The following is a 14828-nucleotide window of genomic DNA, read 5'->3' on the forward strand; positions in this document are numbered from 1 at the left end:
GTGCTGTGTCTGAACGAAATAAAGGGGAAGACTTCCGGCTGAAGCTGAACCGTGTTCCCAAATATATATGGGTAACCCTTGGAATCACATTGCTAACCATTCTGCTTCATGCGATAGGGATTAGTGATGACCTGGTTAACGTGGGGTTAATTTATCTTTTTCCGGTATTGGTCAGCGCTGTGTACTGGGGAATGGGTCCGGCCATATATGCAGCAAGTCTTAGCGTTGTTGCCTTTGACTTCTTTTTTGTTCCCCCGTTTCTCAGTTTTACGGTTGAAGATTTGCGATATATGTTTTCTTTTATAGTGTATTTGGCAGTGGCGGTATTAACGGCGAGTCTGGCGGGGCGCCTGCGGCAGCAGCTGGAGGTGGTAAAACAACGCGAGATTACGACGAATTCGCTATATGCTTTAAGCCGTCAGATGACGGCTGTTACAGATTTGCATACTCTACTCGGCAACATTGTGAGACAAGTGTCACTGACACTTGGGGCTCCGGCGGCAATATATCTCCCGAATGCTCAAGGCGAACTTCAGGTTACCTCCTCTTCGGAGGATTCGGATTCAATAGCCTGGGGTGAAGGGGAAGCTGAAGTCGCTATTGCCAAATGGGTGTATAAACATGGCGAAATTGCCGGACGCGGCTCCTCCAGCCTGCGGGAATCGTCTGGTCTGTATGTGCCGCTGCGTACAGAAGACCAGACACATGGGGTGCTTGCTGTGAATCTGGAATCCAGCGATCTTCAGGAGCAGCGGGAAGAGCTGCGTTTGCTGGAAGCGTGTGGCGGGCTGGCAGCAAGTGCCATTGCCCGTGTCAAGCTGGCTGAGGAAGCGAGACTCGCGCAAGTGACGGCTGAATCGGAACGAATTCGCACCGCTTTGCTGGACTCGGTGTCCCATGAGCTACGGACACCCCTTACGGCCATCATTGGTTCAGCGACAGGTTTGCTGGAGAATGATTCTCTTTTTACCCCGGAGGATCGAAAAGAACTGACAGGCAATATTCGGGATGGAGCGCTTCGCATGAACAGGCTGGTAACCAATTTGCTGGGCATGGTGAAGCTGGAGAGTGGCATGTTGCAGCTGCGCAGAAAATGGTGCGACGTGGGCGACATGATCGGCATTGTGCTAACCCAGGTTCAACAATTCATCCAGCACCGTCGCATTCGGGTTGAATTGCCCGATCAGCCGCCGTTTGTATCCGGGGATGAGGTTTTGCTGGAGCAGGTTCTGGTCAACGTCATCAGCAATGCCATCAAATATTCACCAGAGGACAGTGAAATCGTCATTACGGTGAAGGTGGATGAGCGGCATGGACGAATGACTATTGTGGTGGCTGATTCGGGTGTTGGGATTCCGGAAGCAGAGCGCGAGCGGGTGTTTGAGAAGTTTTATCGATCCGAATCGTCACGGCATGTGACAGGTACGGGACTCGGGCTTGCCATCTGTAGAGGAATCGTCGAAGTTCACGGAGGTACGATTACCGCAGAACCGAATCCGGGAGGCGGGACGCGGGTATGCATCTGTTTGCCCACAGAGGAACCCGAAGCATCATTCCCGTATATGGGACAAGGAGAGGAAGAATGACATGACGGCACCGCAAGGCGCGCGTATATTAATTGTGGATGATGAACCACAAATCCGTAAACTGCTGAAGGTTACGCTTCAGGCGCATCATTTTGAGATTCACGAATGCGCCGACGGCGAAGAAGCGGTCATTCAGGCGAGCATTGTACATCCTGATCTGATTGTGCTTGATCTGGGCTTGCCCGGTATGTCTGGAATGGATGTACTTCAGCGGATTCGGGAATGGTCGCAGGTACCAGTCATTGTGCTGACTGCAAAGGAACGCGAAGAGGATAAAATTGCTGCACTTGATGGCGGGGCGGATGATTATGTCACCAAACCGTTTGGCATGGGGGAGCTCGTTGCCCGTATTCGGGTTGCCCTTCGCCATGTGGCTAAAACTACAGATGAGCCGGTATTACGTTTTGGTTCGCTTACCATTGATTTGGCCCAGAGACAGGTCGATTTGGATGGATCACCCGTAAAGTTAACACCAACTGAGTATGAAATGCTGAAAGTGCTCGCAACCCATGCAGGCAAAATTATTACCCAACGCCAGCTGCTGCAACAGGTGTGGGGAGGGCATCATCATGAGTCGGACAGCCATTACTTGCGGGTATATGTCGGTCATCTGCGCAAAAAATTGCAGGAAGATCCCACGCGTCCACGTTTTATTCAGACCGAGCCGGGAATCGGCTATCGTTTTCTGCTTCAGGATTAGGCTGGGAAACAAGATAAAAGCTCAAAAAAGCACCAGCCCCTCCCTGCTGAGAGGAGACTAGTGCTTTTGAATTGCAAACAATGAACTTCTTATGACGTGTACTTCGGCAACCAGTCGCCATGAGCTTCGATCAGTTCATCACACATTGAGACGATATCATCGATGGACAGCTCGGCAGCTGTATGCGGGTCAAGCATCGCGGCATGATAGATGTGCTCTCTTTTGCCCGTAATCGCCGCTTCAATGGTCAACAGCTGGGTGTTAATATTCGTGCGGTTCAATGCCGCGAGTTGCGGAGGCAGGTCCCCGATATACGTCGGGCTAATACCTGATCCATCAACAAGACAAGGCACCTCAACACAGGCTTCACGAGGCAGGTTGGTGATCAGTCCGTTATTCATGACATTACCGCCGATTTTGTAAGGGCGATCCGTCTCCATAGCTTCCATAATATGCGAAGCGTATTCGCGGCTGCGCGTATGTTCAATATTTTCGCTGGATAACAGCTTCTCACGCATTTCTTTCCAGCCTTCAATCTGGTTCATGCAGCGGCGCGGATACTCATCCAGCGGAATATTGAAGCGTTCGATCAGCTCCGGGTAGTTTCGTTTGATAAAATAAGGATGGTACTCGGCATTATGCTCGGAGGACTCGGTTACATAGTATCCAAAACGCTGCATCAGCTCATAACGCACCATGTCATCATGCTGCTCTTTCTGCTTTTCCTTCGCCAGACGTTTAATCTCCGGATACAGATCTTGACCATCGCGTGTCACTTCAAGCAGCCAGGCCATATGGTTGATACCCGCAACTTTTGCGACCACACCCGTCTGATCAATCCCCAGTGCTTCAAACAGATGCGGTACACACACCTGTACACTGTGACACAGACCTACAGTTTTGATTCCGCCATGCACGTTCATGACATTCGTTAGTACCGCCATCGGGTTGGTGTAGTTCAGGAACCACGCATCAGGACACACTTCCTGCATATCCCGTGCAAAATCGAGCATCACCGGAATCGTCCGCAAATTACGGAAAATCCCGCCAATCCCGAGCGTATCGGCAATCGTCTGACGCAATCCATATTTCTTCGGAATCTCAAAATCCGTAATGGTACATGGATCATAACCGCCCACCTGAATGGCGTTAATCACATATTTGGCTCCGCGTAGTGCTTCCTTGCGGTCGGTATAAGCTTTGATGGCACATTGGCTTCCGAGCGAACTGGCCATACTGGTAAGCAAACGCTCTGAGTCGCTTAGGCGTTCAGCATCAATATCGAACAACGCCAGCTCAAAATCCTGAAGTGCTTCGGTCATCATAACGTCACCCAATACATTTTTGACAAAAACGGTGCTTCCCGCACCGAGGAACGTAATTTTGTTCATCTCAAGTTCAGCCTCCCTGAATTAATGGTGTACCTCCAATATAGGCGGATTGGGCTTATATAACTATGGCTCAACCTCTCTGAAACATGGCATAATCCCATTTTTGGATTCGCTTACAGCTAATAATTCATTTATTTACCTGTTATAATTTTAGTGAAGAGATTGCCTGTTGTGGTGAACGGAGGGAGTGTGGAATGTTGAAATTAATCGAAACGAACGTGGTTCCTATGGATTTGACGCAGATGGAATTGGTACTGTTATTTTTCGGTTGGCAGGCATGTGATCCGTCGCATTATTGGGGTCCGGGTGTTCGGGATGCCTATATTGTTCATTACATTCATGAAGGCCGGGGCACTGTGTTTATGGCGGATCAGCAATACGAGCTTACACAGGGTCAAGGCTTTGTGATTCTTCCGGATACGCTTATTCATTATGAAGCGGATGCGAAGCAGCCATGGACTTATTCCTGGTTCGGGTTCAAGGGTGTTCATGCCAAGGCATTCATGCAGCGGGCTCACATCAGTCCGGAACATCCTGTATTTGAGGCTAGAGATGGAGACACATTTGCTCGTCTTTATACGGAGATGGTTCAAGCATCAACACGTACCGGGGGAGATGTGTTCAACCAGAGCCTGCTGTACCGGCTGATCGCCGAATTGATTGCATCTTCTCCCGCAGAAGAGCAGCTGCAACGGCCACTGTCCACTAAAGAGGAATACATCAGGCAGGCCGTTCAATTTATGGAGAACAGGTATAGTCAGAGAACTTCAATTCTAGATATTGCCCGAGCCGTAGGTTTGGATCGCACATATCTGTCAGGGCTTTTCAAGGAGAGGTACGGCAAGTCATTACAGGCTTTCTTTCTCGAATACCGGATGAACCGTGCAGCTGAACTGCTGCAGCATTCAGCCCTGTCGGTTAGTGAAGTGGCCCACTCTGTGGGGTACACAGATCCATTACTGTTTTCCAAGATGTTTAAGCGAGTGACGGGTGTGTCTCCAAAAGGGTCGAGAAGCATGGAACAGGGAGATTAGTCTTCATTATGCTGTATGTATTGGGGAGAGTGGGGAGTTTAAATTCAAAAGGGTTGCTGCAAAGTCATGTTCATGACTTATGAAGCAACCCTTATTTTGATGATTAATGCGGTACTTGGGATTGGAAATCGTCCCGGCTGGACTGATCTGCGTGGTAAAAGACCACATCGCCATCCTTTACAGGCCATATTTTGCCTTGGCTGTCTACAGGAATGTTACTGAAGCCCTCCATTTGCCACTGATTCATTAATGGTGCATGAATGTATTGCAGATGCGGCGCATCCGTATTGCCATTCCTTACTGTCTCCAGATTGAAGTTAACCACGATATAACCGTTCTTTAGAAATACAGCGGCCTTTTCATCCAATTGATTTTGTCTGGCAAGCGGTTCAAGACTGGTTCCCTTCGGCACGGCGTAGACATCTGCCGGAAGACTATATTCCCCATACCAACGCTGAATGGCTGCATTGGCTCGGTCCGCATTCACCCCAGTAGGGATGTTTGTCTTTGGTCCAATTAATGTGCGGATCGGAGCCGACAGGATCATCCAGTCATAGCGTCCAACCCAGGTTTTCTGGTGAGAAGTCTGATCCACCAGTCGGACCATAAAATCAGCCAGTGTAGTTTGACTCTGTTCCTCGGCTGTCAGCTCATAGGTATACTGGTAACGCGCAGTATCGCCAAGCTCCGTGCCGGGTACATTCCGTAGACGCGAATTAAGAACGACAAACCGCTTCTCCAAATCCTCGGAGGATCCGATACGGATCAGTCGTTCCTGACCTCGGTGGTAGTACAGATCCACTTCCTGTCGCGAGGAGCCATCTTTACTCACGAAATAGAAGGTCGGTGTGATCCGAACACCATCCTGTTTACCAAACATGTTGCCTTTGGTTTTCAGGTCAAACTTGATGTGGTATCCGGTTTTCACAGCCACATTGCGGAACCCTTGAACCGGATGGCTGCCTGGACGTATAGGCAATACGAACGGTACCAGAGTTCCTCGTGGATCACCATCAATACGATTTAATCCTGTCCAATAGCTAACCCCCGTAGGTTCCGAGCTGCCAAGCTGCTTGCGAAATATATTTTCCCAGTTATAGTCCGATATATCGGTGACGTGAAAATCATACAAACGTCCGATGACTTCCACAGGGACCGTATCTGAGGCGACATGGTGCGCCAGATTGGTGTTGGCATCCGGTTGCTCAGTGAATGTCGCTGGTGCATTCTCCGCAATATTGCGGAATTCGACTTGGTAGTTGCCCTCATCCACCCAAACCGGGAGATAAAAGGTGGTATCCAACTGATTCACCGGAATATCTACCCATGTCTTGGTAGGGATAAACTGGCTCCGGTCTGCGTTATAGGCATCAAACGGGAAGCGAACCTGTTTGATGCGAAAATATTTAGCATAGTCACGATTACCATAACCCGGGTAACTTGCTACGTCCAAATGCTGTCCTGATGTGGGAATACGCACGATAAATGGTCGTTCCAGAATCAGTGCTGAACGAGTGGTATCTGGAATCGTCTTCTGATTGTGTGGTTGATCATCCGAGACTAAGGCATAGTTGACGACAGGGGTATGAACCGTAACGGTGTTGATGCTATTAATCGGTAACACTTTGTTTGAACCACCGTTTACGTTACCCGGTATTAAATCGTAATGGATCTCACCAGAACTGGTCGTATTTTCTTTATTCAGGAGTGTATTGCTGATCATGTTATTGGACTTATACAGAACATCCTGTCCGATGGTCGTTGGATTAGGAATATTCGTTGGGATTGGGCCATCTTTGGTTGTTTCTGCATCATCCATAATCTTGGTGTTATTGAATTTAACCAAGTCATTATTCACTTTACTCTGAGGTGTGTTTGACTCGGCCATTCCTTTTAATCGAGAAGTATCATCAGGCACATCCGGGGGTGAATTCAAACCACCTGTTAATTTGGGTGGCGTATATGAGATTGCACTCGTTTGGCCCGGCGTTACATGTCTTTCTACAGCTTCATCATTTTTGGACTCTAAAGTTGGTGGTATGTATCCTGAAGGCGTCATCGTGACCGTTTCACCAGGTAAAGCGTAATTTTTCATCGTTGCTTTAGCGATCTTGTACACTTCAAGATTGTTAATTTTCCAGTAAGAGTAGTCCCTTGTGATCTGGAAGTTGTAAGGCTGAGTTACGCTATCCCCTGTTTTAATTGGTGGGCCAGGGGAACAAGCTCCTTTAGGTGGACAAACCTCTGGGCCGGGTATAGTCCATTCTCTGACATAGGTTATCGTAACGTTACAAACATACGTTGTTTTCCCCGTCATTTTGGCCCATGCTTGTTTGAACAGGTAGTTGTCTGCAAATGCATTGGTGTACAAAGATTCAGATGTAGGGATCCCTTTTAACACATCGAATTTTTCAGCGCCTCTATTATCTGCTTTAATTACTCCATTCGCATTCGGATCCAAATCACTCATGTTCATCGTGGTTCCTTGAGAAGGTGGTCCGATGTTTGGTGTACAGGATCCGCCACCACCGTTGTTACCACCATCATCGCCTGGATCTTCCTCTACACCCACAACTGTAGTCGTAGTTAACTCGAAATCATCCTTCTCCCACAATACTGTTATAGTTGTTGTCCCTTTAGCGTCAGCTGAAACGAGGCCAGATGAACTTACTGTAGCCACTGAAGGGTTGGAAGAGGTCCAAGTTGTTTTACCATTGCCACTATTCACATTGGTTTCAGCACCAAAGCTTCCATCACCTGTTCTGGTTTTAACTGTTGCATTTAATTGTTTTTTTTCTTTAAGTTGAAGTTGTCCACCATTTGTGAGATTGATTTCTTTGGTGATCTCGGCTAATGCTTTCCAATATAAATCTGTGTTAAATTGATAGTCAACATTCCATTTGGGTGGATTATATTCCTCAGTTTTGATAGGTGCAATTGCGCCACCAATTTGCGTGGTGAATTTTGTGTTACGACCAGTAAATGATTCAACAGAAACTAAAATCGGTTGTCCAGGTTCATAGTAAGCTGTATTATCCATGTAGTGAGGCTCGTTAGATTTGTCAGTTATTTCTGCAGTAGTACGCTTTTCACCAGCTTTATCAAAGTACTCAGTCGGAATATATACATCTTTATTCAAATTAAGATCGACACAGATTGTTGAAGATACCGGAAGATTTTTTGTGCGATCGTTTTCTATTTCGAAGTTGTTGCACTGGCCATCTACTTTCCATCTTAGGCTATCAATTTGGTATATATAGACTCCGATATTGGTTTTCCTTTTCCCTTCAACAGGGATAACTTTTTTTTGTGACTTCGCAGGTGTAGAAGGCTCCATATGGAATGTTTTCAGCTCTGGTTTAGTTCCTGGCCCCCCACCTGCATGGACTTGAGTTATTGATGATACAAATACTACGAGTGACAGCACGAACAACATCAATTTTTTAATAGATGTTTTTTGCCCCAAACCTTATCTCTCCTCTAATATGTGGCTATTACGCTGTAAGTAGGACCTTCTTTGGCCACAAGGCTGACATCCGAAATTATCTCTTTATCGAAATGTAAAAGGCCTCTACTCCAGTAGACTGGATTATTAACAGCGAATACACCTCTATTTTTTGTGACATCATTAATACTAGGACCAGCATATGCAGCAAAGGCATCTGAAGTTGGAGAATTCATAGGATTAATTGTTGCTGAATTAAGTAAACTTCCAGCTTGAAGTGCATTCATGGTAGTACTTTTCACGTTCAATTCAAGTTCTGCAAAAGAATAATAAGCTCCCCGTAAGAGGGTGTATCCTTCATCCACAAAAACAGGATAATAAATACTTCTTTCTGCACCCTTCGCAAAGGTATTAACAATAATCCAATTCTTTATCTTGAGATCGGCATATTTAGTGTCTGTAATAATATTTTTATTGCGAACTTTCGAGAAGTCGTCTGTAACCTCGCTGTAATCAACGTTTGGTGAAACCTTTTTCTCAGGTGTCTTCTTATATTTAGGCGCAATAATGTTTATGTTTGTTCCAGTCAAACCAACTTGGCGAAGTTCATTCAAACCCTTGTAGTCCGAAGGTTTAGTTTTAGCAACGGATGCATAACGAGCAATGAGAACAGCAACCTCAGCTCGTGTTGTCGTGCGATCCGTACCGAAGGTTTTATCGTTTGCGACGCTCATCAATCCCGTACCCAGGGCAACCGCAACCGCGTTTTTTTGCGAGCTTGCCAGCTTACCCGTAAAGTACTCTTTCACAGGCACAACCGTGTTGGTTACATCAGATAGTGCTTGTTTGTACTCAGGATCAACTGCGGTCAGTCCTTGCGTTAACCATGAGGCCATTTCTCCACGTTGGAGTGCCGCTTGCGCATCCAGTTTCCCATTGTATTTGGAAGGGCTTATGAATCCTTTTTGGATCGCGATGGAAACGCCGTTTTTTGCCCAGTCCGGTACGTCTGTGAAGTTGTTTTGTTCTTGAATGGTGGCATCAGGCTGCTCTGCAAGGCGCCCCAGAATACTTGCCATTTCTGCCTTGGTGACAGGCGAGCTTGGTTTGAATGTTCCATCTGCATATCCTTTAAAATATCCTTGCTCCACTGCCGAATTGATCGCCGCAGCGGCCCAGTGTGTAGATGGGACATCTTTGAATTTTAGTGTGGCCTGAGCGGCTTCTACCGAACTTCCGATTCCTCCCAAACCTACAATCCCCCCTGTCAACAATGCCAATGCGGTTACCCCGGAAATCATCATCTTTTTCATGAATACTGCTCCTCTCGATTCTCGTTTACCTGTTTTGTGTATGTACGCCACTGCTTCACACTGCTAGATACTAAATTTGTCATAATCATCAATATTCTACCATGTAAAACTCGGCTTTTGGCATTATTTTTCAATAAATTCCATCCACTCCAGGTGTGCAGATATCCTCCTCAGGGCCCATTTAACCTCGAAAAATGCAAAAAAAGGCCACGAATCCGAAGATTCATAGCCTTATACTTTAAGGTGTCAGTCCTATTTAGTTCAATAATGTACTTCAAGAATAACCGATTTCCAAACATTTGAAAAGACAGAAATAGCGATATGATGAAAATCAGGCAATCGGTGTTCCGTTCGGTAAGGTCTGGTCCGGCGTTAACAATACAACGTCACCTTCGCCAGGCACGCCGCCAAGCACCAGTACTTCGGATACAAAACCTGCAATTCGGCGCGGCGGGAAATTGACTACAGCAATAACCTGCTTGCCTACCATCATGTCAGGGGTATAATGTTTCGTAATTTGGGCGCTCGAACGTTTAAGGCCAAGTGGGCCGAAATCGATGGTCATTTTAATGGCAGGGATACGAGCCTTTGGAAAAGGTTCGGCTTCTACCACTGTACCAACGCGGATATCATGCTGTATAAACTCTTCCAAAGTAGCCATGTTGTGATGTCTCCTTTCAGCTATGGAGTCCATTATAAAATAGAAATACCCAAAAAATCCAGATTGCGCTAATCGCAACCTGGATTTTAGTGGTGATATTGTATGAGCGATGCCCGTTTTTGTCCCACTGGGAAGTGAGCGGGGCAGAGCGCTTAATGCAGCAACATCATATTAAATTATGCGCCATTCCACTTTTCACCAGTCAGATATTTCTCAGTCAGGATGGATAACATCTGAATGCCGACTTCATTATGTCCACCTTCGGGAATGATGATGTCTGCATACTTTTTGGAAGGCTCGATAAAAGCATCATGCATCGGTTTGACGGTTTCGAGATATTGTTTGTACACGGATTGAATCGTACGGCCGCGTTCTTCCATATCCCGCAGTACTCTGCGCAGAATACGCACGTCGGAATCCGTATCAACAAATACCTTGATATCCAGAAGGGCACGCAGATGTTCATCGATCAGGACATGCAGTCCTTCCACAATAACGATATGGTTCGGTGCCAGTTCAACCGTTTCATCAGCGGCACGGTTATCTATGGTGAAGTCATATACGGGAGCATATGCCGTTTGTCCTTGTTTTAACAGGGTAAGATGCTCAATTAACAGATCATTATCGAATGCAAACGGATGATCGTAATTGGTGAGTCGACGTTGCTCAGGGGTGAGCTGTGACTGGTCTTTGTAATAATTGTCCTGGGATATGAAAGTCACTTTGCCCGATCCAAGACGGTCTATGACGGAGCGAGCTACCGTCGTTTTACCGGAGCCGGTTCCTCCGGCGATACCAATAATGAGCATGATTGTTCCATAAACCTCCCTAGAATGGCAGCATGGTTATGGATAAATAATGGATGAATCGGGATAGATTCAAGTCCTTACCCACATGTCTGTCTGTGAATGCACAATTTCTCTATTGTAGCACAGCAACTCACTTTTTTCATCTTAGGGAATTACCACATTTTTCTGTAGAACTACCCATCAACCTGTATCAATTTAGTCTCAACTTCGCAATTATAGGTTGTAGGATCTAGGACCTTCGATATATGATGTCGAAAGATGCCAGTTAATGGGGGGTATCTACAAATATAAAGGGAGGTGTACGTTATGAAAAAATCAAGCAAAGTCATTTCTTCCACAGTTATTGCTGCCATTGCAGCTGTATCCGTCGTAACTTCTGCTTCTGCAGCAAGTGTATCTACGGTAAATCCGGTGGGGTCTTCAGCTATTGATCTGAGCAGCATGGATATCGAAACAGCTTTGATGATGGTTCAGCAAGAACGCACGAAATTGCTGGATATCCAATTACAGGCACAAATTCAAGAAGTTCAAAATCGAAATCAAGCGATTGCAGAGCTGAACGTACAATTGCAGGCAGCTATTCAGAACGGGGATACTGCCCAAGCTCAAAAGCTGAAAAACCAAATTGATGCGATGGGCAATTCACTACAGATGGATATGCTGCGTTTGCAGTCTTTATCTAACAAACGTAATGAAACCTTTGATGTGATGACTAACTTCATCAAGAAAATGCAGGATTCAAGATCGTCTATCATCGGAAACATGCGCTAGGAATGTAAAAAAAGAGCGAAGACGGAATGCATTTCCGACACTTCGCTCTTTTTGTATTCTACTATTTACAAGGTTGCGTATGTTGCATCAACCCAGTCTGGAGTTAACCCGACCAGTCGCGGCGCCGGGTGAACAGATCCTTCAGCTCATCCGTCGACAGCTCGGTAATCCAGTTTTCAGAGCTGGTGATAATATTGTCGCTGAGCTGCTGTTTACTCTCCAGCATCTCGTCAATGCGTTCTTCAAGTGTGCCCAGCGAGATGAACTTGTGTACCTGAACATCCTTCGTCTGTCCCATCCGATAGGCGCGGTCTGTAGCCTGATTTTCTACGGCAGGGTTCCACCAGCGGTCAAAGTGGAATACATGATTCGCTGCGGTCAGGTTCAAGCCCACGCCGCCTGCTTTGATGGATAGAATAAAGACCGACGGCTGCTCTGCCGCAGGCAACGTCCGGGACTGGAACTCATCAATCATGCGATCCCTTCCTGTCTTGGACGTACCCCCATGCAGATATAGCACAGGTTCCTGCAACTCCTGTCTCAATACTTGTTGCAGCATCTGTCCCATGCCGATGTATTGTGTGAAAATCAGGCACCGTTCGCCCTCATCCCGTAGTTCGCGGACCAGTTCCATCAGTCGTTCCAGCTTCGCGGAGCGACTGATCAGCATGGCCATATCCTGCGGACTGTACAGGTCATACTCTGTTACAGAGCCTTCCGAGGAGATCGTTTCCGGCAAGGCTTCTTTGGTCAGCAGCAGGGGATGATCACACAACTGCTTGAGCTGGGTTAAGGCAGACAGAATCGCACCTTTGCGCTTGATGCCTTCCAGCTCTTTCATTTTGTCCATCAGTTCCTGAACGGACTGGTCATACAGTGCACTTTGCTCACCCGTAAGGTGAATGTAGGTTTTCATCTCATTTTTGTCCGGCAGATCGAGTTGAATATTCGGATCTTTCTTCTTGCGGCGCAGCATGAATGGCTTCACGAGCTGCTGCAAATCTTGCATGCGTTGCTCGTCCTTATCCTTCTCGATCGCACTGATAAAGCGAGTCTGAAATGCCCGCGCGCTGCCCAAATAGCCTGGGTTAATAAAATCATAGATGGACCACAGCTCGGACAGCCGATTTTCAATCGGCGTACCAGTCAGTGCAATACGGTGTTTTGCCGGGAAGCTGCGTACTGCCATGGACTGCTTCGTTTGGGCATTTTTAATATTTTGCGCCTCATCCAGACAGATGGATGCCCACGTATATGACTGCAACATCTCCTGATCGAGAGTAGCTGTTGCATACGAGGTAATGATGATATCTACCTGTTCAGTCTGTTCCCGGAACTCTTCTCCGCTCAGTCTTCGTGCCCCGTAATGTAAACTGACGTTAATTGAAGGCGCGAAGCGGCTGATTTCTTTTTGCCAGTTCCCCAATACGGAAGTGGGGCAGACGAGAAGGGCCGGGGCCTGGCCAGGCAAGCGCTGCTCATGCTCTTTGAGATGAAGTAAATACGTAATGAACTGTATCGTTTTTCCAAGTCCCATGTCATCCGCAAGACAAGCCCCGAGACCGAATCTACGCAGGAAACCAAGCCATGCGAAACCTTCCTTTTGATAAGAACGCAGCTCAGCATGCAATCCTTCCGGAATAGGCAGGGAAGGAGCGCCGCCTTGCCCGCCGCCAAGCTGTGCGATTACCCGGTTCAGGTGTTCGTTCAGTTCCACCTCAAGTCGAATGTTCTCGTTGGATTGTGGCTGTTCTTCATCCTCTTCTTGTCCTTCCTTGCGTTTCTGGTTACGATATTCGCGTTGCTCATTATGCAGCAGATGAAGATGAAGAATATCCTGAAACGACAGTCCTTGCTCCTGATCCACACCGCCCATGGCCCGGCGAATCTGCTCAAGCAAGGCCGGATCAAGAGGAACCCATTCTCCACGGAAGCGGACCAGCCGTTCATTACGGGCCACGAGATCAGCGAATTCTTCCTCGCTGAGATCCGTATCCCCAATCGCAATACGCCAGTCAAAATGAATGATCGAGTCCAGTCCAAAGAACGACTGTCCCCGTTCACTGCCTTCCTCCGGTTTCACCTTGGCACGTAGCTTGGGTTTCTTCTTGCGTGCAGCTTCCCACCAACCCGGAAGCAGCACTTGCCAGCCAGCTTCGAGTAGTCGTCCGCTGTCTTGCGTCAGGAACAGCCAAGCATCCTGATCTTCCAATGGATCACTGAGCACATCCCGAATGCCACTGATAGCGCGGCGAATTCGGGGCAGATGTGCACGCAGCTGCTCCAGCCATCCTCCCGAACGATCAAGGATGAACGGCGTCCACACGTCAGGCCATTCACCTTCCAACCGGCCACGTGAATCTAGCCTCACGGGAACGAGTACGGCTGCATCCAGTTTGTTCTGCAATACCAGCCGTAGCCGCCAAGCCGGTTCATCATCTTCCGGCTCCAGCAATTGCAGGAGTGGACGGAATGGGGCTGCGTCTGCTTTCCAGCCGATGGACACCAGCCAGGATTGGGCATCCATGCCGGCTGTTTGCGGAGCTGTTCCGCTTTGTGGAAACAACTGCGGGAATTCTCGCCGCAGATCGGTGGCCGCTTCTTCTGTACTGTACCATCGTTGGAACACAGAAGCCGAATAGGCAGCACTCAGTCCTTCGGCGTAGCTCTCATCCGTTTGTTCCAGGGCTTTGCCAAAAGCGGTGCGATCCTGCTTTTTCAAGCTGTCCGGGTCCCAGGTCCATTGCAGTTGTCCGGTACGAAATGCGGTGAAGCTAGGGATGTATTTACGATTTTCAATCGATGCTGCAAGTACCGGGGCCAGCCGGATCAAATGCTCAGCCTGCTCGTCCCATTTCCATTCAATGTGCAGAAGGGTGTGCATTTCGCTGAAGAAAGGAATAACTTCTTCCGCAGGCAGGACGACCAGTTCAATCTCTTCGATCTGTCTTGTTTCAAGTTCTGTACCGTAGAAAGAAGGGGCATGCCAAGCAAATAATCGCTGCTTGAGTGATTGTCCCGATACAAAGTGATGGGTGTTCAGCGCTCCATAAAACAAGGCATCCCCGTATCCTGTCAATGCAACATGGACCTCAATTGTTTCGGTGTAAGGGTGCAT

At 47.6% G+C, this 14828-nt stretch carries 10 protein-coding genes; 4 read left to right on the top strand and 6 right to left on the bottom strand.

What is annotated here, in order from left to right; genetic code table 11:
* Nucleotides 1-5 precede the first annotated feature (5 nt).
* A complete protein-coding gene (locus CRO25_RS28780) occupies nucleotides 6-1586 on the top strand; it encodes an ATP-binding protein (RefSeq protein WP_231952808.1) in 1581 nt (526 codons plus the stop codon).
* A gap of 1 nt (nucleotide 1587) precedes the next feature.
* Nucleotides 1588-2286 (top strand): response regulator, encoded by a 699-nt coding sequence (locus CRO25_RS28785; RefSeq protein ID WP_079697294.1) that lies wholly within the window; start codon nucleotides 1588-1590, stop codon nucleotides 2284-2286.
* Between the two features lie 89 nt (nucleotides 2287-2375).
* Here the strand turns inward: CRO25_RS28785 and CRO25_RS28790 are convergent, their stop codons facing one another.
* Nucleotides 2376-3677 (bottom strand): alpha-glucosidase/alpha-galactosidase, encoded by a 1302-nt coding sequence (locus tag CRO25_RS28790; protein ID WP_079697295.1) that lies wholly within the window; start codon nucleotides 3675-3677, stop codon nucleotides 2376-2378.
* Nucleotides 3678-3871: 194 nt separating this feature from the next.
* Here CRO25_RS28790 and CRO25_RS28795 point away from each other — a divergent pair, with 194 nt between their 5' ends.
* Complete coding sequence (locus tag CRO25_RS28795) at nucleotides 3872-4711, top strand: AraC family transcriptional regulator (RefSeq protein WP_079697296.1); 840 nt, start codon at nucleotides 3872-3874, stop codon at nucleotides 4709-4711.
* A 103-nt stretch (nucleotides 4712-4814) separates the two neighbouring features.
* Here the strand turns inward: CRO25_RS28795 and CRO25_RS28800 are convergent, their stop codons facing one another.
* From CRO25_RS28800 to udk, 4 genes are all read right to left on the bottom strand, one after another.
* Entirely contained in the window at nucleotides 4815-7751 is a 2937-nt protein-coding gene (locus CRO25_RS28800; protein WP_079697320.1) for a DUF5704 domain-containing protein, read from the bottom strand.
* 440 nt (nucleotides 7752-8191) lie between these two features.
* Nucleotides 8192-9469: an S-layer homology domain-containing protein gene (locus tag CRO25_RS28805; RefSeq protein WP_079697297.1), complete on the bottom strand. Its 1278-nt coding sequence runs from the start codon at nucleotides 9467-9469 to the stop codon at nucleotides 8192-8194.
* Between the two features lie 331 nt (nucleotides 9470-9800).
* Nucleotides 9801-10130, bottom strand: coding sequence for a chaperone CsaA (csaA, locus tag CRO25_RS28810; protein ID WP_079697298.1), 330 nt, complete (start codon nucleotides 10128-10130; stop codon nucleotides 9801-9803).
* 176 nt (nucleotides 10131-10306) lie between these two features.
* The gene (udk, locus tag CRO25_RS28815; RefSeq protein WP_063566443.1) at nucleotides 10307-10939 is read right to left on the bottom strand and encodes a uridine kinase; all 633 of its coding nucleotides are present in this window, start codon (nucleotides 10937-10939) and stop codon (nucleotides 10307-10309) included.
* A gap of 306 nt (nucleotides 10940-11245) precedes the next feature.
* Between udk and CRO25_RS28820 the strand changes: the two genes are divergently transcribed.
* Nucleotides 11246-11710: a hypothetical protein gene (locus CRO25_RS28820; protein ID WP_097115838.1), complete on the top strand. Its 465-nt coding sequence runs from the start codon at nucleotides 11246-11248 to the stop codon at nucleotides 11708-11710.
* 103 nt (nucleotides 11711-11813) lie between these two features.
* Here CRO25_RS28820 and CRO25_RS28825 read toward each other — a convergent pair whose 3' ends face one another.
* Nucleotides 11814-14828, bottom strand: a complete 3015-nt coding sequence (locus CRO25_RS28825) for a DEAD/DEAH box helicase (protein ID WP_079697321.1) — start codon at nucleotides 14826-14828, stop codon at nucleotides 11814-11816.

The sequence above is a fragment of the Paenibacillus sp. RU5M genome (assembly GCF_900221055.1).
GTDB lineage: Bacteria > Bacillota > Bacilli > Paenibacillales > Paenibacillaceae > Paenibacillus > Paenibacillus marchantiae.